The 23,660-nt window shown below is 61.0% G+C and carries 21 protein-coding genes; 9 read left to right on the forward strand and 12 right to left on the reverse strand.

Annotated features, from left to right (window positions below; genetic code table 11):
- Positions 1-4: 4 nt before the first annotated feature.
- The 3 genes from dnaG to AWB69_RS15660 all read right to left on the reverse strand — a co-directional run bounded on the left by dnaG (position 5) and on the right by AWB69_RS15660 (position 3,968).
- A complete protein-coding gene (gene dnaG / locus AWB69_RS15650) occupies positions 5-1,885 on the reverse strand; it encodes a DNA primase (protein ID WP_062086204.1) in 1,881 nt (626 codons plus the stop codon).
- 68 nt (positions 1,886-1,953) lie between these two features.
- Entirely contained in the window at positions 1,954-2,400 is a 447-nt protein-coding gene (locus AWB69_RS15655) for a GatB/YqeY domain-containing protein (protein ID WP_062086206.1), read from the reverse strand.
- Positions 2,401-2,756: 356 nt separating this feature from the next.
- A complete protein-coding gene (locus AWB69_RS15660) occupies positions 2,757-3,968 on the reverse strand; it encodes a BaiN/RdsA family NAD(P)/FAD-dependent oxidoreductase (RefSeq protein WP_062086358.1) in 1,212 nt (403 codons plus the stop codon).
- 113 nt (positions 3,969-4,081) lie between these two features.
- Here AWB69_RS15660 and tsaD point away from each other — a divergent pair, with 113 nt between their 5' ends.
- The gene (tsaD, locus tag AWB69_RS15665; RefSeq protein WP_062086208.1) at positions 4,082-5,110 is read left to right on the forward strand and encodes a tRNA (adenosine(37)-N6)-threonylcarbamoyltransferase complex transferase subunit TsaD; all 1,029 of its coding nucleotides are present in this window, start codon (positions 4,082-4,084) and stop codon (positions 5,108-5,110) included.
- Positions 5,111-5,151: 41 nt separating this feature from the next.
- Here the strand turns inward: tsaD and folE2 are convergent, their stop codons facing one another.
- The 4 genes from folE2 to AWB69_RS15685 all read right to left on the reverse strand — a co-directional run bounded on the left by folE2 (position 5,152) and on the right by AWB69_RS15685 (position 9,308).
- Positions 5,152-5,970, reverse strand: coding sequence for a GTP cyclohydrolase FolE2 (gene folE2, locus AWB69_RS15670; RefSeq protein WP_062086210.1), 819 nt, complete (start codon positions 5,968-5,970; stop codon positions 5,152-5,154).
- Between the two features lie 106 nt (positions 5,971-6,076).
- Entirely contained in the window at positions 6,077-7,990 is a 1,914-nt protein-coding gene (gene dxs, locus AWB69_RS15675; protein WP_062086212.1) for a 1-deoxy-D-xylulose-5-phosphate synthase, read from the reverse strand.
- Positions 7,991-8,115: 125 nt separating this feature from the next.
- The gene (locus AWB69_RS15680; RefSeq protein ID WP_062086214.1) at positions 8,116-9,000 is read right to left on the reverse strand and encodes a polyprenyl synthetase family protein; all 885 of its coding nucleotides are present in this window, start codon (positions 8,998-9,000) and stop codon (positions 8,116-8,118) included.
- Positions 8,997-9,308: an exodeoxyribonuclease VII small subunit gene (locus AWB69_RS15685; RefSeq protein ID WP_062086216.1), complete on the reverse strand. Its 312-nt coding sequence runs from the start codon at positions 9,306-9,308 to the stop codon at positions 8,997-8,999. Before AWB69_RS15685 ends, AWB69_RS15680 begins: the two co-directional genes overlap by 4 nt.
- A 298-nt stretch (positions 9,309-9,606) precedes the next feature.
- Between AWB69_RS15685 and AWB69_RS15690 the strand changes: the two genes are divergently transcribed.
- Both AWB69_RS15690 and AWB69_RS15695 read left to right on the forward strand, forming a co-directional pair.
- Complete coding sequence (locus tag AWB69_RS15690) at positions 9,607-10,713, forward strand: aromatic ring-hydroxylating oxygenase subunit alpha (RefSeq protein WP_062086218.1); 1,107 nt, start codon at positions 9,607-9,609, stop codon at positions 10,711-10,713.
- A 123-nt stretch (positions 10,714-10,836) separates the two neighbouring features.
- Positions 10,837-11,700 carry a sulfurtransferase gene (locus tag AWB69_RS15695; RefSeq protein WP_062086220.1) on the forward strand — a complete coding sequence of 288 codons (864 nt, stop codon included), beginning with the start codon at positions 10,837-10,839 and terminating at the stop codon, positions 11,698-11,700.
- Between the two features lie 116 nt (positions 11,701-11,816).
- On the opposite strand, the gene AWB69_RS15700 is transcribed toward AWB69_RS15695, so the two are convergent.
- The 3 genes from AWB69_RS15700 to polA form a co-directional block, all read right to left on the reverse strand.
- Positions 11,817-12,692 carry a dienelactone hydrolase family protein gene (locus tag AWB69_RS15700; RefSeq protein ID WP_062086222.1) on the reverse strand — a complete coding sequence of 292 codons (876 nt, stop codon included), beginning with the start codon at positions 12,690-12,692 and terminating at the stop codon, positions 11,817-11,819.
- A 198-nt stretch (positions 12,693-12,890) separates the two neighbouring features.
- Positions 12,891-14,249 (reverse strand): NAD(P)/FAD-dependent oxidoreductase, encoded by a 1,359-nt coding sequence (locus AWB69_RS15705; protein ID WP_062086224.1) that lies wholly within the window; start codon positions 14,247-14,249, stop codon positions 12,891-12,893.
- Between the two features lie 75 nt (positions 14,250-14,324).
- Positions 14,325-17,069, reverse strand: a complete 2,745-nt coding sequence (gene polA, locus AWB69_RS15710; RefSeq protein ID WP_062086226.1) for a DNA polymerase I — start codon at positions 17,067-17,069, stop codon at positions 14,325-14,327.
- A gap of 1 nt (position 17,070) precedes the next feature.
- On the opposite strand from polA, the gene AWB69_RS15715 reads away from it, so the two are divergent.
- Positions 17,071-17,820, forward strand: a complete 750-nt coding sequence (locus AWB69_RS15715) for an LOG family protein (RefSeq protein WP_062086228.1) — start codon at positions 17,071-17,073, stop codon at positions 17,818-17,820.
- Positions 17,821-17,888: 68 nt separating this feature from the next.
- Here the strand turns inward: AWB69_RS15715 and AWB69_RS15720 are convergent, their stop codons facing one another.
- Positions 17,889-19,421: an AMP nucleosidase gene (locus AWB69_RS15720; RefSeq protein WP_062086230.1), complete on the reverse strand. Its 1,533-nt coding sequence runs from the start codon at positions 19,419-19,421 to the stop codon at positions 17,889-17,891.
- 211 nt (positions 19,422-19,632) lie between these two features.
- On the opposite strand from AWB69_RS15720, the gene AWB69_RS15725 reads away from it, so the two are divergent.
- The 5 genes from AWB69_RS15725 to AWB69_RS15745 all read left to right on the forward strand — a co-directional run bounded on the left by AWB69_RS15725 (position 19,633) and on the right by AWB69_RS15745 (position 23,221).
- Positions 19,633-20,031 carry a hypothetical protein gene (locus AWB69_RS15725; RefSeq protein ID WP_062086232.1) on the forward strand — a complete coding sequence of 133 codons (399 nt, stop codon included), beginning with the start codon at positions 19,633-19,635 and terminating at the stop codon, positions 20,029-20,031.
- Between the two features lie 192 nt (positions 20,032-20,223).
- Positions 20,224-21,201: a homoserine kinase gene (locus tag AWB69_RS15730; protein ID WP_062086234.1), complete on the forward strand. Its 978-nt coding sequence runs from the start codon at positions 20,224-20,226 to the stop codon at positions 21,199-21,201.
- 3 nt (positions 21,202-21,204) lie between these two features.
- Positions 21,205-22,023 carry a BPSS1780 family membrane protein gene (locus tag AWB69_RS15735; protein WP_062086236.1) on the forward strand — a complete coding sequence of 273 codons (819 nt, stop codon included), beginning with the start codon at positions 21,205-21,207 and terminating at the stop codon, positions 22,021-22,023.
- 166 nt (positions 22,024-22,189) lie between these two features.
- Positions 22,190-22,642 (forward strand): MarR family winged helix-turn-helix transcriptional regulator, encoded by a 453-nt coding sequence (locus AWB69_RS15740; RefSeq protein WP_062086238.1) that lies wholly within the window; start codon positions 22,190-22,192, stop codon positions 22,640-22,642.
- A gap of 159 nt (positions 22,643-22,801) precedes the next feature.
- Positions 22,802-23,221, forward strand: coding sequence for an organic hydroperoxide resistance protein (locus AWB69_RS15745; RefSeq protein WP_062086240.1), 420 nt, complete (start codon positions 22,802-22,804; stop codon positions 23,219-23,221).
- A 164-nt stretch (positions 23,222-23,385) separates the two neighbouring features.
- Here AWB69_RS15745 and AWB69_RS45460 read toward each other — a convergent pair whose 3' ends face one another.
- Positions 23,386-23,559 carry a DUF3563 family protein gene (locus AWB69_RS45460; protein ID WP_064505235.1) on the reverse strand — a complete coding sequence of 58 codons (174 nt, stop codon included), beginning with the start codon at positions 23,557-23,559 and terminating at the stop codon, positions 23,386-23,388.
- Positions 23,560-23,660 lie beyond the last annotated feature (101 nt).

The raw sequence follows: 23,660 nt of genomic DNA on the forward strand, positions 1-23,660 counted from the left end.
CGTCTTAGATGTCCCGACTCACCCCGCGCAAGGCCTTAATTTGAGCAGCTTTAGCCGATAAATCCGAAAATTCGGCAATTTCTTCCGCAGTCAGGCTCGATTGCTGCGCCAGTTGATCCAGCCGATTCCTGTAGCCGTCGTGACGCAGCTTGACAACCGTTGCATGCAACTCTTCCGCGAGCAGCTTTTTCTGCTCCTGCACACGTTCGTTGGCGCTTTCGTCAGCCGGATCGCGCATCAACAGATCCCGTACATTTTCATCATAGGCGAGAATTTCCTGGAAGATATCCTCGTAAGTCGGAGCATTTGCGGCGTTGCGCAACAGATCCGACAACATCTGGAACTCCGCCGTTTCTCCCAATTCCCGCGCGTGCCCGATCACCTCGCTGAACAACTCGCCGTGCTCGGTCATGGTGACGAGCGTCTGCTCGCTGTCGTGATCAAGCGTGGCGTATATAGCCGGGTACATCACCAGGTTGCGCAGCGCACGCTGCTCATGGCCCTTTACGCGACGACGCTCGCTCTTGGGCAACGCAGCGCGGGCGACGGCGGCCGCTCGCGAATCGATATCACACAATGCCGCGATTTCACCGAACGGTGTATTCAGCCGATCGGCCAGCATGTGCAGGATCTGCACGCGCAACGCGTTCGCCGGTAACGCCTGAAGCAGCGGCTTCGCGTCGAAGAGCGCCTTGGCGCGGCCTTCCGGCTGGTCGAGTTCCTTGTCGTTCAGGACTTCGTTCAGCAGGAACTGCGACAGCGGCATCGCGCGATCGACCTGCTCGCCGAAACCGTCGGTGCCGAATTCACGCACATAGCTGTCCGGGTCATGCTCTTTCGGCAGGAACAGGAAACGGATCGTGCGGTTGTCGGCGGCGTGCGGCAAACAGGCGTCCAGTGCACGGCGCGCAGCGCGGCGGCCGGCCGAATCGCCATCGAAACTGAACACCACCGTATCCGTCTGACGAAACAGCTTCTGGACGTGGATTGCCGTGCAAGCCGTGCCGAGCGTGGCGACCGCGTTCGCAAAACCCAATTGCGCCAGCGCCACAACGTCCATGTACCCTTCGACGACCAGCGCGTACCCAAGTTCGCGAATGGCCAGCCGTGCTTCAAAAAGGCCGTATAACTCGCTGCCTTTACTGAATAGCGGGGTTTCCGGTGAATTCAGGTACTTCGGCTCACCGCCGTCGAGCACGCGCCCGCCAAAGCCAATCACGTTGCCCTTCACATTGCGGATGGGGAACATGACGCGTTCGCGGAAGCGGTCGTACCGGCGAGATTGGCCCTGGTTGTCGCTTTTCTCGCTGACGATCACCAGACCCGCTTCCACCAGATTGTCGTTCTTGTAGTCGGGGAACACCGCTTCCAGGCTCTGCCAGCCGTCAGGTGCGTAGCCGAGCCCGAAGCGCAACGCAATTTCTCCCGTGAGACCGCGCTTTTTCAGATATTCGATAGCGTTGGGCGCCCCGCGCAACTGCTTGCGATAAAACTCGCACGCGGTCTGCATCACTTCGGTCAGCGCGACGCTGACGGCCTTGCTTGGTGCGGGGGCGTAACCCTCGCCGCCCGATCCGCCGCCGCGCATGGACGGTTCCTGCGGCACGGTCAGGCCGCACGACTGGGCGAGTTCCTTGACCGCTTCGGGGAAGGTGAGCCCGGTGTGCTCCATGAGAAAGCTGATTGCCGTGCCGTGCGCGCCGCAGCCGAAGCAGTGATAGAACTGCTTCGTCGGACTGACGGTGAACGACGGGCTCTTCTCGTTATGGAACGGGCACAGGCCCATGAAGTTCGCGCCGCCCTTCTTCAACTGGACGAACTTGCCCACCACGTCGACGATATCGACGCGGTTCAGCAAGTCCTGAAGAAACGAATGCGGAATCACTTAGTGAGTTTTCTTGGTCAGACTTTCTTAAGCACTTAAGCAGGCTTGCGCAGGCTTAATTCGTAAGCTTATTTGGCAAGCGCCGCTTTGACCAGGCCCGACACCGCCGTCATGTCTGCACGGCCCGCCAGCTTCGGTTTCAGCACGCCCATTACCTTGCCCATGTCCTGCGGTCCGGCAGCGCCGGTTGCCGCCACGGCCGCCTGAATCTCGGCGTTGATGGCTTCGTCGGACAGTTGCTCGGGCATGTAGGCCGCCAGAACGCCGAGTTCGGCTTGCTCCTTCGCCACGAGGTCGTCGCGTCCGGCCGTCTGGAACTGGCTGATCGAGTCCTTGCGCTGCTTGATCATTTTGTCGATGACCGCCGTGATGGCTGCGTCGTCCAGCGTCACACGCTCGTCGACCTCGCGTTGCTTGATTGCCGCGAGCAGCAGCCGGATGGTGCCGAGGCGCTCGGTTTCGCGGGCGCGCATCGCGGTTTTCATGTCGTCGGTGATCTGTTCTTTGAGGCTCATTGCTTGGGAACTCTGCTGGTGCTGTGTTGAGAGAGTGTGGACGTCAGCCGTTCATGGCGCTAAAGCAAAAACCCGCTTGGGACGTTTCCTCAAGCGGGATCATGAACAGGGTAATTCGGGTACCTTTGAAGCCGGCCAGCACGACGCTGAGACAGTGTCGAGTGGTCGCTCGCGGCAGGGATCGCCTTCTTTCCTCATGGATCACCGCCCGGTTTTCACTCATTTTGCGCTCGCGCCGATTGCCGCTACGAACAAAGCAGTATAGCAGGTCGAAACCAGGATTTCCCAAGGGAAGCCGTGCTGCGCCGACACCGGCCCTTACGGGTGAAAGCCATGCTGGTCATGCCTTTTCGGCTCTAGGCCCGGACCCGTTCAGCCGCCGCTTTGCCCGCCGCCACGCCCGACGCCCACGCCCACTGGAAGTTGTAGCCGCCGAGCCAGCCGGTGACATCGACTGCTTCGCCGATGAAATATAAACCCGCGACGCGCGAGCTCATCATGGTCGTGGATGAAAGCTCGCGTGTATCCACGCCACCGCGCGTGACCTCGGCCTTCCGGTACCCTTCCGTGCCGTTCGGCGTGAGCGTCCAGCGGGTCAGTGATTCGCCAATCTGGCGCAGCGTCTTGTCGGGGAGATCGGCGAGGCGGGCGTCCGTGGGTATGCGCTGTACGTCGAGCCAGGTTTGGGCGAGCCGTGCCGGCACGCGCTCGGCGAGAAACGTACCGATTTGCTTGCGCGACTCCCGTTTGGCCGCGATCAGTTCACCGGTGGCATCGGCTCCAGGCAACAAGTCGATGCAGACAGGCTCCGAAGGGTTCCAGTAGCTCGATATCTGCAAGACACCCGGGCCTGATAACCCGCGGTGCGTGAGCAGCAGGTCCTCGCTGAATTCCCCACGGCCGCGGCCCGCACCCGCGCTGAGCTCCACAGGCACGGACAAGCCGGATAACGCCGCGAACGGCTCCCAGTCCGCAGGCGCGAAGGTCAACGGCACCAAGGCCGGGCGGGTATCGACAAGCTTGTGGCCAAATTGCTTCGCCAGCCGGTACGCAAAATCCGTTGCGCCAATTTTCGGGATCGACAGGCCGCCGGTTGCTATCACAAGCGCGGCGCTTGAGATCGTGCCCGCGCTGCTGTCGAGGAAAAACCGGGCGCCGTCGTGGCGGATCGTATCTACGGTGACCGGGCGCCGCCACGTTACGCCACCCGCGTCGCATTCGCTTTTCAGGAGCTGGATGATCGATTCGCTGGAGTCATCGCAGAAGAGCTGGCCTTTGTGTTTCTCATGCCAATCCACGCGATGACGCTTGAGCAGCGCAAGGAAATCCTGCGGCGTATAGCGGGCGAGCGCGGAGCGGCAAAAATGCGGATTCGCCGAGATGAAGTTGGCCGGTCCGGCGTTGATGTTCGTGAAGTTGCAGCGACCGCCGCCGGAGATGCGGATTTTTTCCGCGAGCCGCTCCGCATGGTCGATCAGCACCACGCGACGGCCGTTTTGCGCGGCTACCGCGGCGCACATCATGCCCGCCGCGCCCGCGCCGATGACTGCGATATCGTAGGTTTCCATGGCGCGCATTGTAACGGGTGGTGTACCCCCGGTTCGAGGCAGGGTTGGACTGCACGGAAAGCCCAAACCCGCCCACTGCTATACTTATCCGTTACCCCAGACACCTGCGCCCCATGCTTGTTCTAGGCATCGAAAGTTCCTGCGACGAAACCGGCCTTGCGCTCTACGACACCGAGCGCGGCCTGCTTTCGCACGCGCTGCATTCACAGATCGCCATGCATCGGGAGTACGGCGGCGTGGTGCCGGAACTGGCCTCCCGCGACCATATCCGCCGGGCATTGCCTCTCCTCGAGCAAGTCATGGCGGAAGCCGGGACGGTGCCAACGGATATCGACGCTATCGCGTTCACGCAGGGCCCCGGCCTCGCCGGTGCGCTGCTGGTGGGAGCAAGCATCGCCAACTCACTCGCCATGGCGTGGGACCTGCCGACCGTCGGGATTCATCATCTGGAAGGGCATCTGCTGTCGCCGCTGCTGGTGAGCGAGCCGCCGCCGTTTCCGTTCGTCGCGTTGTTGGTATCGGGCGGCCACACGCAGTTGATGCGCGTGACCGACGTAGGCGAATACGAAACGCTCGGCGAGACACTCGATGACGCCGCCGGCGAAGCCTTCGATAAAACCGCCAAACTGCTGGGCCTGGGTTATCCAGGCGGCCCGGAAGTCTCGCGGCTCGCCGAATTCGGTACATCCGGCGCCGTTAAACTGCCGCGCCCGATGCTGCATTCCGGCGATCTGGATTTCAGCTTCAGCGGGTTGAAAACGGCCGTACTCACTCACAGCCGCAAGCTTGGCGCGAACGTCTGCGAGCAATCGAAAGCGGACCTGGCGCGGGGTTTCGTCGATGCGGCTGTCGACGTGCTGACCGCAAAGTCGATCGCTGCGTTGAAGCAGACGGGCTTGAAGCGGCTGGTCGTGGCGGGCGGCGTGGGAGCGAACCGGCAATTGCGCGAGGCGCTGTCGGCCGCCGCGAAGAAGCGCTGCTTCGAAGTGCACTACCCGGATTTGTCGCTATGTACCGATAACGGCGCCATGATCGCGCTCGCCGGAGCCTTGCGGCTCGCGCGCTGGCCCGATCAGGCCGTGCGCGATTATGCGTTCACGGTGAAGCCGCGCTGGGACCTGACATCGCTGGCGGCGGCTTGAGTGGCCACATCAACGTGATGCGCCATCACTGCCTCAGCACTTCAAGCAGCCGCGACTGACACCCGCTTATCATGCTCGATCACGGCGTAGGCGCTGTGATTGTGGATCGACTCGAAGTTCTCGGCTTCAAGCACATACGCCACAATTCGTTCGTCCGCATTCAGTCGCGTGGCGACATCGCGAACCAGGTCTTCAACGAATTTCGGGTTCTCGTAAGCGCGCTCGGTCACGAACTTCTCGTCGGGCCGCTTCAGCAAGCCCCACAACTCGCACGACGCCTCTTCCTCCGCAATCCGGATCAAGTCCTCGATCACGAGATTACCCTCGAATTCCGCGGCGATAGTCACATGCGAGCGCTGGTTGTGCGCGCCGTACTGTGAAATCTGCTTTGAGCACGGGCACAGGCTGGTCACCGGCACGAGCACTTTCAGCGAGATTCGCGTCTCGCCACCGCGCATTTCGCCGGTCAGCGTGACTTCGTAATCCATCAGGCTTTGCACGCCCGACACGGGTGCAGTCTTCATGACGAAGTACGGAAACGACACCTCGATACGCCCTGAATGTGCCTCGAGCTTCGCCAGCATCGCCGTGAGCATGGTCCGGAATGCGGCCTCGTCGAGCGGCGCGCGATGTTCGTCGAGTAAAGCGACGAAGCGCGACATGTGCGTGCCTTTTTGATCGGCGGGAAGATGAACGTCGAGATTCCAGACGCCAACGCCCGGCTGCAATTCGCCGCTCGAAGTCCGGATGGTCAGCGGATATCGAACTGCTTTTACGCCCACGCGCTGGATCGGGATCTGCCGGACGTCGAGCGAACTCTGGACATCGGGCATCGCAAAGGCGGGATTCATCTGATTCATTCTTTTTCCTTGTCCGTGGCGTGAATCTCGTCGCGCGAACCTTGGGCACCCACGGATGAAACCAGACGGGCGTCCCCGACGCCCGTCTTCACCACGCGTTTGCCGATCAGGCGACGCGTTTCGTCAGCTTGCCCGCATCGGTTTCGATGTTGTCAAGAAAGCGCTCGCGAATGGACTTGGCGATACCCGCGCCATCCAGCCCGCACGACGCCAGCAGCTTGACCGGATCGCCGTGATCGATGAATGCATCGGGCAAACCCAGTTGCAGCACAGGCTTGATGACCGCGCTCGCCAACAGGCTTTCCACGCACGCCGAGCCCGCACCGCCCATGATCGCGCCTTCTTCCACGGTCACGAGCGCGTCGTGGGTGGCGGCAAGTTCACGCAGCAATTCGGCATCGACCGGCTTCACGAAGCGCATGTTCGCGACGGTCGCGTCCAGCTCCTCCGCCGCCACCAACGAAGGGGCGACCATGGTGCCAAACGCAAGAATCGCGATGCGCTTGCCGGAACCCGCTTTCTGCGTGGACTCGCGTCGGATTTCGCCCTTGCCAAGTGGAATAGCGGTCATCTTCTTGACGGTCTTCACGCCCGTGCCCGCGCCACGCGGGTAACGGACAGCGGACGGACCGGGCTGCAGCAAGCCCGTGTATAGCATCTGACGGCATTCGTCTTCGTCTGAAGCCGCCATCACGGTCATGTTCGGGATGCAGCGCATGAACGCGAGATCGTAATTGCCGGCGTGCGTCGCGCCGTCCGCGCCCACCAGACCGGCGCGATCGATAGCGAATACCACCGGCAGGTTCTGCAACGCGACGTCATGAATCAACTGGTCGTAGGCGCGCTGCAAGAACGTGGAATAGATCGCGACCACCGGGCGCATGCCGTCGGCGGCGAGACCGCCCGCGAACGTCACAGCGTGTTGTTCAGCAATACCCACATCGAAATAACGATCCGGGAAACGCTTTTCGAATTCCACCATGCCCGAGCCTTCGCGCATGGCCGGCGTGATGCCAACCACCCGTGAATCCTGCTCAGCAGCGTCGCACAGCCATTCGCCGAATACCTGCGTATAGGTTTTCTTCGATGGCGCCGTCGACGGCTTGATGCCTTCCGCCGGATTGAACTTGCCGGGACCGTGATAGAGGACCGGATCGGCTTCGGCAAGCTTGTAGCCCTGCCCCTTCTTCGTCACGACGTGCAGGAACTGCGGACCGCGCAATTCCTTGATGTTTTGCAGCGTCGGAATCAGCGATTCCAGATCATGCCCATCGATCGGACCAATATAGTTGAAGCCGAATTCCTCGAACAACGTAGCCGGCACGATCATGCCCTTCGCGTGTTCCTCCAGCTTGCGAGCGAGGTCCAGCATGGGCGGTGCGACACGCAGCACGCGTTCCACACCGGCACGCGCCGCCGCGTAGAAACGCCCCGACATCAGGCGTGCCAGATGACGATTCAGCGCACCGACCGGCGGGGAGATCGACATGTCGTTGTCGTTCAGGATCACGAGCAGCGGCACGTCGTCGGCCACGCCTGCATTGTTCATGGCCTCGAACGCCATGCCCGCGGTCATTGCGCCGTCGCCGATCACGGCGATCGAATACCGGTTGTCGCCCTGCAGCTTGCTGGCGATCGCCATGCCGAGCGCCGCCGAAATGGACGTGCTGGAATGCGCGGTGCCGAACGTGTCGTATTTCGATTCGCTACGGCGCGGGAAGCCGGAAATACCGCCGGCCTGGCGCAGCGTCTTCATCTGATCGCGACGGCCGGTCAGGATCTTGTGCGGATAGGTCTGGTGACCGACGTCCCAGACAATGCGGTCGTGCGGGGTATCGAAGACGTAATGGAGCGCGATCGTCAGTTCGACCGTTCCGAGATTCGACGACAAATGCCCGCCCGTCTGCGACACGCTGTCGAGCACATAGGCACGCAGCTCTTCGGCCAGCGGTTTTAGTTCGTGGCGGTCCAGGGCGCGCAAGGCGGCCGGATCGTCGATGGTTTTCAGCAAGTCGTACATCGTCGTCCCATTTAGGAAAACTGGCGGAAGCCGTTCGGTTGTTGCCCGGCGCTGCTTGAAGCAGCATGCGTGAGGCGTGAAGGTTGCATCAGGCTCGCCGCCGGTCCCGCGTTTTATCGTATGTTTCAGTGCACCCGATTTACAACCAGGTCAGCCAATTCCCCAAGCCGACCGGAACGCGGGCCGAAAGGCGCGAGCGCAGCGTGCGCGTCGCGGCCCAGTTGTGCCGCCAGTTCGCGCGATGCATCGAGTCCGATGATCGACACGTAGGTCGGCTTGTCATCCTTCGCGTCCTTGCCCGCCGTTTTGCCCAGCGTGGCCGAGTCAGCCGTGACGTCGAGAATGTCGTCCACCACCTGGAACGCAAGTCCCACCGCGGCTGCATAGGCGTCCAGCGCGCTCATGGCGGCTGCATCCGGCGCTTCGCCACAGAGTGCGCCCATTCGCACGGCCGCGCGCAGCAATGCGCCGGTTTTCTTGCGATGCATGGTTTCCAGTTCCGGGCGCGTCAGCTTGCGGCCCACGCTTTCCAGATCGATTGCCTGACCGCCGGCCATGCCGACCGAACCGCTTGCGAGCGCCAGTTCGCGCGTGAGCGACGCCTGCTGCGCCGCGCTCAGGCCGTTGTCCGCCGTCAGCGCAACGAAAGCTTGCGATTGCAAAGCGTCTCCGACTAATAATGCCGTCGCTTCGTCATATTGCACGTGTACCGTTGGTTTTCCGCGACGCAAATCGTCATTGTCCATGGCCGGCATGTCGTCATGCACCAGCGAATACACATGAATCATCTCGAGCGCCGCGCTGGCCGCTTCCAGTTGTTGCGAACCGGCGCCCGTCAGCTCACCGGCTGCGTGACACAACAACGGGCGAACCCGCTTGCCGCCGCCGAGCACCGCGTAGCGCATGGCTTCATGCAGTTTGGCGGGCGCGACGTCCGTTCCCGGCAAATAATGCTCCAGCGCCGTTTCCACGCGGTCGAGACTCGCGCGCATCCATTGATCAAAATTCATAGGTCGTCCCCGTTATCTGCCGTTGTACCGGCGCCCTGAGTGGCGCGCTGGACCTCGGCGGGCAGCGGTTTTAGTGTGTCGCCGTCGAGCACGCGAACCTGCTGCTCGACCTTCTCTAGTTGCTGCTGGCAAAAGCCGACGAGCGCCGCGCCGCGCCGATAAGCCGCTAGCGATTCCTCGAGGCTCAGCGCGCCGCCCTCCATGCGCGCCACGAGCCCCTCCAGTTCGGCCAGCGCCGTTTCGTAATTCTCCGGGAGCGGCGCGTTTTCCGCGCTGGCCGAGCCTTCCTGCGTTGCGGTCTTCGCCATGAATCGTGGGTGTAATGTCGGATTTCGGGAAACAAGTCGGACATTCTACGGCAAAAGCTGCTTTTCCGACCTCAGGCGTGCTCTCACCCATGCCTATGGCCTGTCTCAGGCCCTTACTGCCTATCTCTGAAAAGCCGGAGAAAGAAACGTCGCCGCACGGAACTCCTCACTGGGAATTGACCCAAATCAAGACCTTAAGTGCCCCATTGAGGGGGTTTTCGGTATAATCGCGGGCTCCCTAAATCGAATTTTCGATGGTTGGGTTGTTCACTGCTTTCACGTCTTCACGGGAGTGGGAATGTCCAATCTGAGCAATGCATTGCAACTGAACGCAATTCACAGTCAGTTGCCAGTCACGGCTTACTTTGACGAAGCGCTTCTCAAGCGCGAAATCGACACGCTGTTCAAACGCGGTCCCCGCTACATCGGCCATGAACTCATGGTGCCCGATGCGGGAAGTTATTTTGCTTTGCCCGGCGAGGGCGAAGGGCGTCTGCTCGTCCGTAACAAGCGGGACCAGATCGAGCTGCTCTCCAATGTCTGCCGCCACCGCCAGGCCATCATGCTCAAAGGGCGCGGCGCGGCGGAGAACATCGTGTGTCCGCTACACCGCTGGACCTACGACCTGGACGGCCAGTTGCTCGGCGCGCCGCATTTCGCGGACAACCCGTGCCTGAACCTCGGTAAATCCCCGTTGCAGAACTGGCAGGGGCTGCTGTTCGAGTCCAGTGGCCGCGACGTTGCCGCCGATCTGGCCCGGCTGGGTCCGGCGAAACATTTTGACTTTTCGGGCTTCATGTTCGATCACGTCGAAGTGCACGAGTGCAATTACAACTGGAAGAGCTTCGTCGAGGTGTACCTCGAGGACTACCACGTCGCGCCGTTCCATCCAGGTCTGGGAAGCTTTGTTTCCTGCGACGACCTGACCTGGGAATTCGGCGACTGGTACAGCGTTCAGACGGTTGGCGTGCACAAGAACCTGGAAAAGCCGGGTAGTCCGACGTACCGCAAGTGGCACGACGAAGTGCTGCGCTTCCGCGACGGCAAGCCGCCCGAGTTCGGCGCGATCTGGATGGTGTATTACCCGGGCATCATGATCGAGTGGTATCCGCATGTGCTCGTGGTGTCGTGGCTGATCCCGCAGGGGCCGCAGAAGACCACGAATATCGTCGAGTTCTATTACCCCGAGGAAATCGCGCTGTTCGAGCGGGAATTCATCGAAGCGGAACGGGCGGCGTATATGGAAACGGCACGCGAGGACGACGAGATTGCCGAGCGCATGGACGCCGGAAGGCGCGCGCTGATGAACCGCGGCGAGTCGCAGGTCGGGCCGTATCAAAGCCCGATGGAGTCAGGGATGCAGCACTTCCATGAATTCTTGCGGCGGCAGTTGGGCGAGATTTGAGGGAGCAAGTTTGAACAAGAAAGACGGACTTCGGTCCGTCTTTCTTGTTTAGACTTGAAACTTAACTACCGCAACGCGCCGTCCCTCGGCCCATCAGGCCGCGCGTTCGCCCCGGGAGCTGTCATGCCGCACACGCACTACACCACGCTTATCTCCGCGACCAATCTCGCTGAACGCCTCGCCGCCGCGCCCGGCAGCGTGCTTATCGTCGACTGCCGCTTCGACCTTGCCGCGCCCGAAGCGGGCCAAGCCGCTTACGCAGCCGGACATATTCCAGGCGCACATTATCTGCATCTCGACCGCGATTTGTCGGGCGCAAAGACGGGCAAGAACGGCCGCCATCCGTTGCCGGAACGCGCGGCGCTGGTCGCAACGCTCAAGCGCCTGGGGCTGAAGGAAGGCCAGCAAGTCGTCACCTACGACGCCCAGGGCGGCATGTACGCAGCACGTCTGTGGTGGCTGTTGCGCTGGCTCGGACACGATTCCGTCGCACTGCTCGATGGCGGCCTCAACGCGTGGGAAGCGGCCGGCCAGCCGCTCGATACAGCGACCCCTCCCGCATCCGAAGGCACGTTCAAGGCCGGCGCGCCGCTGGCCGTCACGTTCGACGTCGACGCCGTCGTGCGCAACCTGACCACGCACGAGCACGTGTTGATCGACGCGCGCGCCGCAGACCGGTATCGCGGAGAGAACGAGACGCTCGATCCGGTCGGCGGGCACATTCCGGGCGCGCTGAACCGCTTTTTCAAGGACAACCTGAACGCCGATGGCCGCTTCAAGACCGCGCACGAACTGCGCGACGCATTTAGCGGCCTGCTCGGGGCGACGCAGCCGGACAGGGTGGTGCTGCAATGCGGTTCGGGCGTGACGGCCTGCCACAACGCACTGGCAATGGAGATCGCCGGCCTGCACGGCGCGGCGCTTTATGGGGGATCGTGGAGCGAATGGTGTGCGGACGCATCGCGGCCAGTAGCCACAGGCGCCTGAGATTTTTGCTGCCCCAGGAAGGGAAGAAGACAGAGCGATATGGACGGGCGGGATGGGCGGCCGTCTCGCCGCCCACACCAGGTGCGTCGCGCGGAGGCCATCGCCGCCCTTCCCCGTTACTTCACCCCGTGCTCCCTGAACCACGCAAGCGCGCGTTTCCAGCCATCTTCCGCATCGGCTTTCCGGTAACTCGGCCGGTAATCCGCGAAAAACGCATGCGGCGCGTCGTCATAGACCACGATTTGCGAACCGCGCGAGACAGCCGGTCCCGTCGCTATCGCCTGCTTCATCTGCGCGAGCGAATCCTGCGGAATGCTTTGATCCAGTTTGCCGAACAGGCCGAGCACCGGCGCCTTCAAGTTTGACGCGAGGTCGAGCGGATTTGCCGGATTATTTGCCGTCTTGGGCCCCACCACGCGTCCATACCAGACCACCGCCGCTTTAAGCTGCGGATTACGCTCGGCGTAAAGCCACGTGATCCGGCCGCCCCAGCAGAACCCCGTGATCCCCAGCCGATGCAAATCGCCGCCATGTTCGCCCGCCCAGGCGACGGTCGAGTCGATATCGGAAAGCACCTGGTCGTCCGGTACCTTGGAGACGAGCTGGTCGTTCAACTGCTGCATCGACGTGAATTTCGATGCGTCGCCTTCGCGCACATAAAGATCGGGCGCCACGGCCAGATAACCGAGTTTGGCGAAGCGCCGGCAGACATCGGCAATATGCTCGTGCACGCCGAAAATCTCGTGGATCACGATGATCACCGGCAAGTGCGTCTTGCCTTTGGGCTGCGCCCGATACGCGGGCACGAGCGTGCCGTCGGCGGCTTTGAATCCAACCGGACCGGCTTCCAGGCCTTCGCTATCGGTAATGATGGTTTGCGCGGACACCGGCATCACGCAAGCGGCAAAACCGCTGCCGACCGCGGCCTTGATAAACGTGCGCCGGTTAAACGGGACATGGGGAACGAGGCTGTCGATTTCAGGCGTAAGCATGCGAAGCTCCAGCGGCATGGGCCGCGAATGACCACTGGCACACGGTGCTAGTGAACCAGGCGTCCGGTACGGATACGCCACGCTACCGGCCGCCAAGCCGAAAGCGCGGCAACGACTACTCGATAACTGCGCGAACCAAACGATAACCACTTTGAAGCGCACACTGCACTCCGAAGCGGCTGCCCATTCTAAACAGCTTTAGTGGAGCTTGACGCGTGGCGCGGTGGAGCGCCGCAGCCAGTGGGCGACCGTATCCAGCGTCATGCGCGCCCAGCCATGCAGCGCAGCAATATGCATGCGATACAGCGACTGATACATGAAGCGTGCGAACAGTCCTTCAATCAGCATGTTGCCGCCGATCAACCCGCCCATCAGGCTCCCGACCGCGCTGAAGTGCCCGAGCGACACAAGCGATCCAAAGTCGCGATACGTGTAGTCGGGCAACGGCTTGTCTTCAAGCCGGCGCTCAAGCGACTTCAGCAGGAAACTTGCCTGCTGATGCGCGGCTTGCGCACGCGGCGGTACGTTGCGCCCTTCTTTCTCGCCGCCCGGCCACGGACAGGCAGCGCAATCGCCGAGAGCGAAAATGTTGTCGTCGGTTTCGGTCTGCAGCGTGCGGCGCACAATCAACTGGCCGAGCCGGTTGGTGGCCAGGCCGTCGAGTTTCGCAAGCACGCCCGGTGCGCGAATACCGGCCGCCCATACGGTCAGATCGGCGGCAATGGTCTTGCCGCTCGCCGTGCGGATGGAGCCGCGCGACACTTCGGCCACCGTTTCGCCGGTCATCAGCGCCACGCCAAGCTTGTCCAGCAAATCGGCGGTCGCCGTGGACACACGCTCGGGCAACGCGGGCAGAATGCGCGGCCCGGCTTCGATCAGCACAATGCCGATATCGTGTTTCGGATCGAGCTTGTGCAGCCCGTAAGCGTGCAGCACTTGCGCCGTGTTGCGCAGTTCCGCCGACAACTCCACGCCGGTCGCTCCACCACCGACAATAGCCACCTGGATTCGCGGCTGCCTTGGGCCGGCATTGGCAGCGCTCGCCGGCTGCGGTTCCGGCGCCCGATACTCCGCGCGTATGCACGCGGCAATCAGCCGTTTGCGGAACAGCTCGGCCTGGTCGACGGTGTCGAGCGCGAGCGAATTTTCCTGCGCGCCCTGGACGCCGAAAAAGGCCGTCGTACTGCCGATCGCAATAACCAGCGTGTCGTATTCCAGGTCGCGCTGCGGCATCAGTTCACCGGCTTCATCGTCGAGAAGGGGGGCGAGCGTGACGCGTCTGGCCGTCCGGTCGATGCCGAGCAAATCGCCCTGCTGGAACTCGAAACCATGCCAGCGTGCCTGCGCCGCATACGGCAATTCCTGCGAGAACGGGTCCAGGCTGCCGGCCGCGACCTCATGCAGCAGCGGCTTCCAGATGTGCGTGGAATTGCGGTCGATCAACGTGACTTGCGCACGCGCCACACGCTTGCCGTTTGCGTTACCGAACTTGTCACCAAGACGCGTGGCCAGTTCAAGCCCACCCGCTCCGCCGCCGACGATGATGAAACGATGCATTCAGACTCCCCTATGACATCATTCAAAACTAGCTGGATGGGCCACCCGCACGGTCAATGCGCCCTCAGTGCACCCTCAGTGCGCTTCTTCCCAGTTATTGCCCACGCCGACTTCCGCCACCAGCGGCACCTTCAGTTTAGCGACGCCGCACATCAATTCCGGCAGGCGCTTGCGGACTTCAGGCAACTCGGCTTCAGGCACTTCGAGCACAAGTTCGTCGTGGACTTGCATGATCATCCTGGTCTGACTCTTCGATGCTTCCAGCCAGTCCTGCACGGCAATCATTGACAGCTTGATGAGGTCGGCCGCCGTGCCTTGCATGGGTGCATTGATCGCGGCGCGCTCGGCGCCTTGCCGGCGCGGCCCGCTGCCGCCGTTGATCTCGGGCAGCCACAAGCGCCGCCCGAACACGGTCTCGACAAAACCATCGCGCTTCGCCTTCGAGCGCGTTTCTTCCATGTAGTTGGCGACACCCGGATAGCGCTGAAAATACCGGTCGATATAAAGCTTCGCCGCATCGCGCGAAATGCCGATATTCGATGCCAGTCCAAACGCGCTCATGCCGTAGATCAAGCCGAAGTTGATGACCTTCGCGATGCGCCGCTGGTCGCTCGATACCTCGATGGGCGTGACACTGAAAATCTCCGAAGCAGTCGCACGATGCACGTCCTCGCCTTCTGCAAACGAGCGCATGAGCGACGGGTCGCCGGAGATATGCGCCATGATCCGCAACTCGATCTGCGAGTAATCCGCCGACACGATCTTGCTTCCCAGTGGCGCGATAAACGCCTCGCGAATCCGCCGGCCTTCCGCCGTACGCACCGGGATGTTCTGCAGGTTCGGTTCGTTCGACGACAAGCGCCCCGTCACCGCCACCGCCTGCGCATAATTCGTATGCACGCGGCCGGTCTTCGCATTGACCATGCGCGGCAGCTTGTCCGTGTAAGTGGACTTCAGCTTCGACAAGCCGCGATGCTCCAGCAGGATCTTCGGCAGCGGATAGTCTTCGGCGAGCTTCTGCAGCACTTCTTCGTCGGTGGAAGGTGCGCCGCTCGGGGTCTTCTTGACCACCGGCAATTGCAGTTTCTCGAAGAAAATCTGGCCGATCTGCTTCGGCGAGCCCAGGTTGAATTCGCCGCCCGCGAGCATGTACGCCTCGGCTTCGAGCTGGATCAGGCGCGTGGCGATCTGGCCGCTTTGCACCCGCAGCAATTCGCCGTCGATCAGCACGCCGTTGCGCTCCATCTTGCGCAGCACGCGCGACGTCGGCATTTCTATGTCGCGGTACACCTCGAGCAATTGCGCCTGATCGGCAAGCTGCGGATAAAGCACCTGGTGCAGCCGCAACGTGATGTCGGCATCTTCGGCTGCGTAGGGCGCGGCCTGCTCCAGCGCCACTTCGTCGAAGCCGATCTGCGACACGCCCTTGCCCGCCACCTCTTCATACTTGATGGTCTTCTCGCCCAGATGCCGCAGCGCGAGATTGTCCATGTCGTGGGGCCGGTGCGACTCCAGCACATACGATTGCAACAGCGTGTCGTGCTCGACGCCGTTCAATTCAATGCCGTAGTTCGCCAACACTTGTTCGTCGTATTTCAGGTGCTGGCCGACCTTCTTCTTCGATGGATCTTCAAGCCACGATTTAAGCTTTTGCAGGACTTCGTCACGCGGCAGTTGCACAGGCGCGTCCGGCCCGCGATGCGCGACCGGGATATAAGCCGCATGCCCCGGCTCGACCGACACGGACAAGCCGACGAGTTGCGCAAGCATGGGGTCGAGCGCAGTCGTTTCGGTATCGAAGGAAGTCAGCTCGGCGGCGTTGATGCGCGCGAGCCATTCGTCGAATTGCTCCCACGTCTGCACGGTGTCGTAATGCCGTTCCATTTCGGTGGCCGGCGCAGGCGGCGTTGGCGTGTCCTCCGGACCCTCCACCGCGTCCGCAATTTCCACTTCCCGCAGCCAGGTCTTGAAACCATGACGCATGAAAAGGTCGCGCAATTCGTCGCGGGCCTCGGGCCGCGCCGGAAGCGTTTCCTCCATCGACACGATCTGCGCCGTCAGGTCACAGTCCGTCTGTACGGTAACGAGCTTTTTCGCCATGGGGAGGAAAGGCAAAGCCTTGCGCAGATTGTCTCCCACCGCACCTTTTATTTCGTCCGCGTGTGCCACGATGCCATCAAGGGTTTCGTATTGCGCGAGCCATTTCAACGCCGTCTTCGGCCCGCACTTTTCGACCCCCGGTACGTTATCGACCGTATCGCCGATGAGCGAGAGATAGTCGACGATCCGCTCCGGCGGCACGCCGAACTTACCCAGCACCCCGGCGCGATCGAGCGTCTCGTTGGACATCGTATTGATGAGGGTGACATGATCCGTCACAAGCTGCGCCAGATCCTTGTCCCCGGTCGACACGACAACTCTCATGCCGCGCTTTTCGGCGGCAACCGCAAGCGTGCCAATGACGTCGTCGGCCTCCACGCCCTCGATCATTACGAGCGGCCAGCCGAGCGCCCGCACGGTCTCGTGGATGGGTTCTATCTGTTTGGAGAGGTCCTCCGGCATGGATGGCCGGTTTGCCTTGTAATCCGGGTACCAGTCGTCGCGAAACGTCTTGCCCTTAGCGTCGAATACGCACGCGCTATACTGTGCATTGATGTCCTTTCGCAACCGCCGCAGCATGTTGATCATTCCGTACAGCGCGCCGGTTGGACCGCCGCCAGGGCCTCGCAGATCCGGCATGGCGTGGTAGGCCCGATAGAGATAGCTGGATCCGTCGACCAATAGCAGGGTCTTACCTTCAAGATTAAGTTCTTCAGGCATTATGAACAAAAGAAAAGTGATTCCGAGTCTGCGATCGCTCGCAGATCAAGAGCGCGCGACGGCCAAGAAGGCCCGCGCATCGTGGCAGATGTTCACGATTATGGCAGAGTTTATCGAGGCGACCGAGTACCTGTCCGAGATCCGCCCTGCCATCAGCATCTATGGTTCGGCGCGCCTGAAACCGGAGTCGCCGTACTACCAGCTCACCATAGAGATCGCGCAGAAATTCTCCGACGCGGGCTTTGCCGTCATCTCGGGCGGCGGTCCCGGCATCATGGAGGCGGCCAACAAGGGCGCCCATGCGGGAAAGTCGCCGTCGGTGGGGCTGAACATCGAGTTGCCGCACGAGCAGTCGGGCAACCAGTGGCAGGACATCTCGCTGCGCTTCAGGCACTTCTTCACGCGCAAGGTCACGTTCGTGAAGAATTCGGACGCCGTGGTGGTCATGCCGGGCGGTTTCGGTACGCTCGACGAAATGGCCGAAGTGCTGACGCTGATCCAGACCAAGAAGTCGCGGCACGTGCCTATCGTCCTGGTCGGCGCCGAGTTCTGGGAAGGCCTGCTCTCGTGGTTCCGCAACACGCTGGTCCCGACCGGCGTGATCAGCGCGAAGGATCTCGACCTGATGCAGGTGATCGACGATCCGGACCAGGTGCTGGAAGCGGTGCTGCAGTTCTACGAAGACCGCGAGACAGCCGAAGAACAACCGGCCGAAGGCAAGTCGGACGAAGACCGGATGTTCTATCTGTGATGGTTTGATAGCGTAAGCGCTCCCTGTGCGGCTCCTTTCGGAGCCGCTTTTTGCGTTATTGGAATGCGTTATTGGAATGCGACTTCCGCAAAACCGCGCAGCTTCCGGCTATGCAGTTTCGACAGCCCGTTCATCCGCAGCAACTCCATCGCCTTCACGCCAATCTGCAAGTGCTGATCCACTTGCGCGCGATAGAACTGGTCCGCCATGCCCGGCAATTTCAATTCGCCGTGCAAAGGTTTATCGGAGACGCAAAGCAGGGTTCCGTAGGGCACTCGAAAGCGGAATCCATTGGCAGCAATGGTTGCGCTTTCCATATCGAGCGCAATGGCGCGGCTTTGCGACAAACGCTGTACCGGCTCACGATGATCGCGTAATTCCCAATTACGGTTGTCCACGCTCGCCACCGTTCCCGTGCGCATGACGTGCTTCAGATCCACGCCTTCGAGCTTCGTCACTTGCGCGACCGCTTTCTCGAGCGCGACCTGAACCTCGGCCAATGCGGGAATCGGAATCCATAACGGCAGATCGGCGTCGAGCACGTGGTCTTCGCGCACATAACCATGCGCCAAGACGTAGTCGCCCAGGCGCTGCGTATTCCTCAATCCCGCGCAATGCCCGAGCATGATCCACGCATGCGGACGAAGCACCGCGATATGGTCCGTGATCGTCTTCGCATTCGACGGACCCACGCCAATATTGACCATGGTGATGCCGCTGCCATCGGCGCGTTTCAGATGATAGGCGGGCATTTGCGGCAGACGTGCCGGCGCCACGCCCTGTTGCTCCTCTTGCGAATCGCCCAGGTTCTCGTTGCCCGTGATCACGTCGCCGGGTTCGACAAACGACGTGTATTCGCTTCTATAGGCCCGCGTCTCTTCGTCATTCGCGCTGGACATGATCCTGCGTCCGAGCTTCACGAATTCATCGATATAGAACTGGTAGTTCGTATAAAGCACGTAGTTCTGGAAATGCGTAGGCGCAGTCGCCGTGTAATGCTTCAGCCGATGCAAGGAGAAGTCCACGCGCGCCGCCGTGAACAATGCAAGCGGATGGGGTTCGCCCGGAGCCGGTTCATAGGTCCCGTTCACAATGCGGTCGTCGAGCAGCGCGAGATCGGGCATATCGAAGATATTGCGCATGGCGAGCAGCCGGTCGCGATCCAGGTCGCCTTCCAGGTGAATGCCTTCCGCAAACGCGAAGTGAATGGGCACGGGTTGCGCCGACACGCCCACTTCAATCCCGACATGGTGATTCTTGGTAAGAAGGCGCAATTGCTCGCGATAATAATGGCCAAATAAATCAGGCCGAGTAAGCGTGGTTTCGAAAATGCCCGGCCCTGCGACAAAACCATATGAACGGCGTGAATCAATTTGCGTATTCAACTCGGTACGCACGCGCACGAACGGATAACACGCCCGCACACGATGTGAAAAAGGTTCGTTCTTCCTGTAGCGCGCGAAGGCGTCGCGCAGGAAAGAGGTGTTGGCTTCGTAGATTGCCGACACCCGCGCAACCGCCGCCACGGGGTCGTCGAAAGACTCCGTGGGGAAGTTGTTGGCAGGCGTGGAATGGCTGGCTTGGGTCCGGTCGTTTGTCATGATCTTTTGCGCTCTTGTGATGAATCGACATTAACACGGAAGAACAACGCGCCCATGAACACCCCTCCCGGCGATGCGTTTCTTCAACACGTGCCGCCACGCAAACACGCTTTCAATGAAACCAGCGCAAAATAAGCCTTTTGGGAAGGACTCAACGTCCCTTTAGCGAGTGCGTTTTGCTAAAATTCGGCCACTCATCTGGAGAAACATCATGAAGCCGCTTCAATCTGTCGCCATCGCGGCCATTCTCGCCGCAGCCAGCATGGGCGCTTACGCGCAACCGGCCCCCGCGACGGATGAACCTCCGGCGCACGTCATGTCGCCTGAAGAGAATGCCGGGCTGCCGGACCTGAAGGCCATCAACCGGCCCGCCGCGCAAGTCACCTCGAAGGTCGAGATTTCGCCGCCGCGCCTGCCGAGCTACCATGAACAAAGCACCAACGGCACCGAAATCACGGAATACCGCGACAAAGGCAAGCCGGTTGAAATCGACGTGCGCTCGAATTTCGGCACGCGCTACCAGATGAGCGCGCCGGCTGACACGTCGCCAACTGTCCGCGACAACGGCAAGCCCAGCACGCGCCTGCCTTCCTGGAACTTGAAGTACTAAGCCTTTATGAAGGCTCGTTGAGCGCTTATCGGGCAATTATTGAGCACTTGATAAGCCTTCACCGAAGCCTTGACCGCTGCCCGCTTCATCCGCTGAGCTTAAGCGCTGCGCCGCCGTGTCACGGTGGCGCTACGCCTGACTGACATACCCGTCGGTCATCCTGCATGTTCAACCTCACCGACGCTCTCCCGCATGGCCGTATTCACCGCTGTCACCGACTCCCAGCTCACCGACTGGCTGCAACACTACGAACTCGGCGAAGCCGTCGATTTCCGCGGCATTGCATCCGGTATCGAGAACAGCAACTTCTTCCTGACGACCACACGCGGCGAGTATGTGCTGACGATCTTCGAGAACCTCACGGCCACGCAATTGCCGTTTTATCTCGATTTGATGCGCCATCTGGCGTCCCACGCCGTCCCCGTACCGGACCCCATGCCGCGTCGCGACGGCGCGCTTTTCGGTACGCTGAACGGCAAGCCAGCGGCGATCGTCACAAAGCTGGACGGCGCGCCGGAACTGGCGCCGGGCGCTTTGCATTGCATCGAAGTGGGTCAGATGCTGGCGCGGCTTCATTTGGCCGGCCGCGATTTCCCAACGTATCAGCCGAACTTGCGCAGCCTCGCGTGGTGGCAGGAAAACGTGCCCGCCGTGCTGTCGCATTTGAGCGACGCACAGCGCGAGCTGATCACCAGCGAACTCGCTCATCAGGCGGCGTTTTTTGCGTCGGATGAGTATCGGTTATTGCCGGAAGGTCCGTGCCATTGCGACCTGTTCCGCGACAACGTACTGTTCGCCCATCCGACGGCGGATGAAACGCGGCTCGGCGGCTTCTTCGACTTCTATTTCGCCGGCAACGACAAATTGCTCTTCGATGTCGCCGTCTGTGTGAACGACTGGTGCGTCGATCTGGCAACCGGCGCGCTGGATAATGCGCGGGTCGACGCGTTGTTGCGCGCCTATCAGACAGTGCGGCCATTCACGCCGGCGGAGGCGCATCACTGGAACGACATGCTGCGCGCAGGTGCGTTGCGCTTCTGGGTGTCGCGTCTTTACGATTTTTACCGGCCACGCGAAGCCGAGATGTTAAAACCGCACGATCCCGGCCATTTCGAACGCATTTTGCGCGAGCGCATCAAAGTTGCGCCTCCTCCCGTTCACGGTAATTAATCAATGCAATTGATCGAAGTCCCGGCCAAAACCGGCTATGTGTGGTTCCGTCAGGGTATCTGGCTGTTTCGCCGGAATCCGCTCGCGTTTCTCACGGTGTTCTTCGCCTATCTGTTCGCCATGACGCTGATCTCGCGGCTGCCGCTGATCGGCCCGGTGCTGCCCCTGCTGCTGATTCCGGGCGTGGCCGTGGGATTCATGGTGGCCTGCCGCAACACCATCGCGAAGAAACCGGTCTGGCCGACGGTGCTCATCGAAGGATTTCGTGCGTATGGGCAGATCGTCGCGCGCCGCCTGCTTGTGCTGGGCGTGATCTATGTGGCCGCGATGGGCCTGATCTTCGCCGCGTCCGCGCTGGCGGACGGCGGGCTATTGCTCGACATGATGCTCGGCAACGGCCCCGCCGGTGACCCGGAAACCGTGGCGGCAAGCTTCAATCCGCTCGCGGTGCTCGTGGCCATGATCTGTTACCTGCCGGTCGCCATGCTGTTCTGGTTCGCGCCCATCCTGGTCGCGTGGCATGACGTCCCACCGGTGAAAGCACTGTTTTTCAGCTTCGTCAGTTGCTGGCGTAATCGCGGCGCGTTCGTTATTTACGGCGTGTTGTGGATTGGTATTGCGATCGCGGTGTCGTTCGGGCTCAGCGCGCTGATGCAGGTGCTCGGTGCCGCACAGGAAATGGCGCTCGCGGTGTTGATGCCGGCGTCCATCCTCGTCACGACCGCGTTGTATTGCTCGTTTTACGCGACGTATCGCGGCTGTTTCGGTGTGCAATCGGAAGACTCACCTGATATCCCCGATCCGTCCGAACCGCCGGTATGAGCCTTTGCCAATAAGCAGGTCCCGATGAGCGCCGATGACTAAACAGTCATCGGCGTTTTGTTTTGTCGCGTGTCGTCCGGCATGGGCACACGACTTCCTTAATGCGCTAAATATTTGCGTACACTATCGTTATATCCCGTTTTAACGTGCGCAAGGCGCAACAGCCATGGCCTCTTCCCCGCAATTTCCGCTCGAACTTGACGCCCAGCTTTGCTTCGCGCTGTACTCGACCTCGCTCGCGATGACCAAGACGTACAAACCGCTGCTGGACAAGGTCGGGCTGACCTATCCGCAATATCTGACCATGCTGGTGCTGTGGCAAAGCGACGGCCTGACCGTCAAGCAGATGGCCGAACGGCTGAGCCTCGATTCGGCCACCATGACCCCTCTGCTCAAGCGTCTTGAAACGCAGGGGTACGTCAAGCGCGTGCGGGGTATTGAAGACGAGCGGCAGGTGTATATCCATCTGACCGACGCCGGCCGCGAGCTGAAGAAGGCCATCCGCGATATTCCCGGCGTGATCTACTGCGCAGCCGGATCGGACGCCGACCGGCTCATCAAGCTGCGCGACGATCTGGTGCGACTGCGCGCGTCGCTGATTGAATACAACGAAACCTGAAATCCTTCGATAGTCAAAATCAATCACTCGCACATCGATTTAGTTTGTACACAAATTATTATCGCGATATATTTAATCCCGTTGGTACCGTATGACGCAACTTGGAACTGCAGTCCCCCTTTCTGCCGCCGAGCGGCAACTATCGAACCGGAGAACATCATGACCATTCTTTACACAGCAACGGCAACGAGCACGGGTGGCCGCGACGGCCGGGCAGTATCGTCGGATGAAAATCTGGATGTGAAATTGAGCACGCCGAAGGCATTGGGTGGTTCGGGCGCAGCCGGCACGAACCCGGAACAGCTGTTTGCCGCTGGTTATTCGGCGTGCTTCCTGAGCGCGATGAAGTTTGTCGCCGGTCAGGAGAAGAAAGCGATTCCCGCAGACACGACCGTCACCGCCGACGTAGGCGTGGGTCCGAACGATAAAGGCGGCTTCGCGCTTGATGTTGAATTGCGCGTTTCATTGCCGGGACTGGACGCGGCGGAAGCGCAAACACTCGTAGAGACGGCCCATCAGGTGTGCCCGTACTCGAACGCGACGCGCAATAACGTAGACGTGCGCGTCAAGCTGGTCTGAGCAAGGACGCTGGGCGTTGAAAAGAGCCCGCGCCTGTCGCTGCAGCAATCCGCAGACGCAAAAATGCCGGCCTTCGTGGCCGGCATTTTTTTGCTTCGACAACGCCGATTTCGGCGTGACGAATCCTGCTTGTCCTTCTATTGACTGTCGAACTACCGCGAAACTTACTGCGCGAGCCACGAGGGATGACGCGACGAAGTCCGACGATCCAGCTTCTGCATGCGGTATTCGAGGTCGTAAATGTCAGTGGCTTCGGCCAGATAAGCGTCGTTACGCTCCTTGTCACGCTGGTCGGCGGATTTCGTCAGGAACAGGAAGAGGCGGCTGAGCAGATACATGGTGAACCTCGCTTAAATGATTAGGGTAAGTACCTAGTGCTTTGAACGAAGTATAGGGTAATCCCTAATTAAATGCTAGCGCTCAAAAAAGAATCTCATTG

Source organism: Caballeronia udeis, from assembly GCF_001544555.2.
Lineage (GTDB): Bacteria > Pseudomonadota > Gammaproteobacteria > Burkholderiales > Burkholderiaceae > Caballeronia > Caballeronia udeis.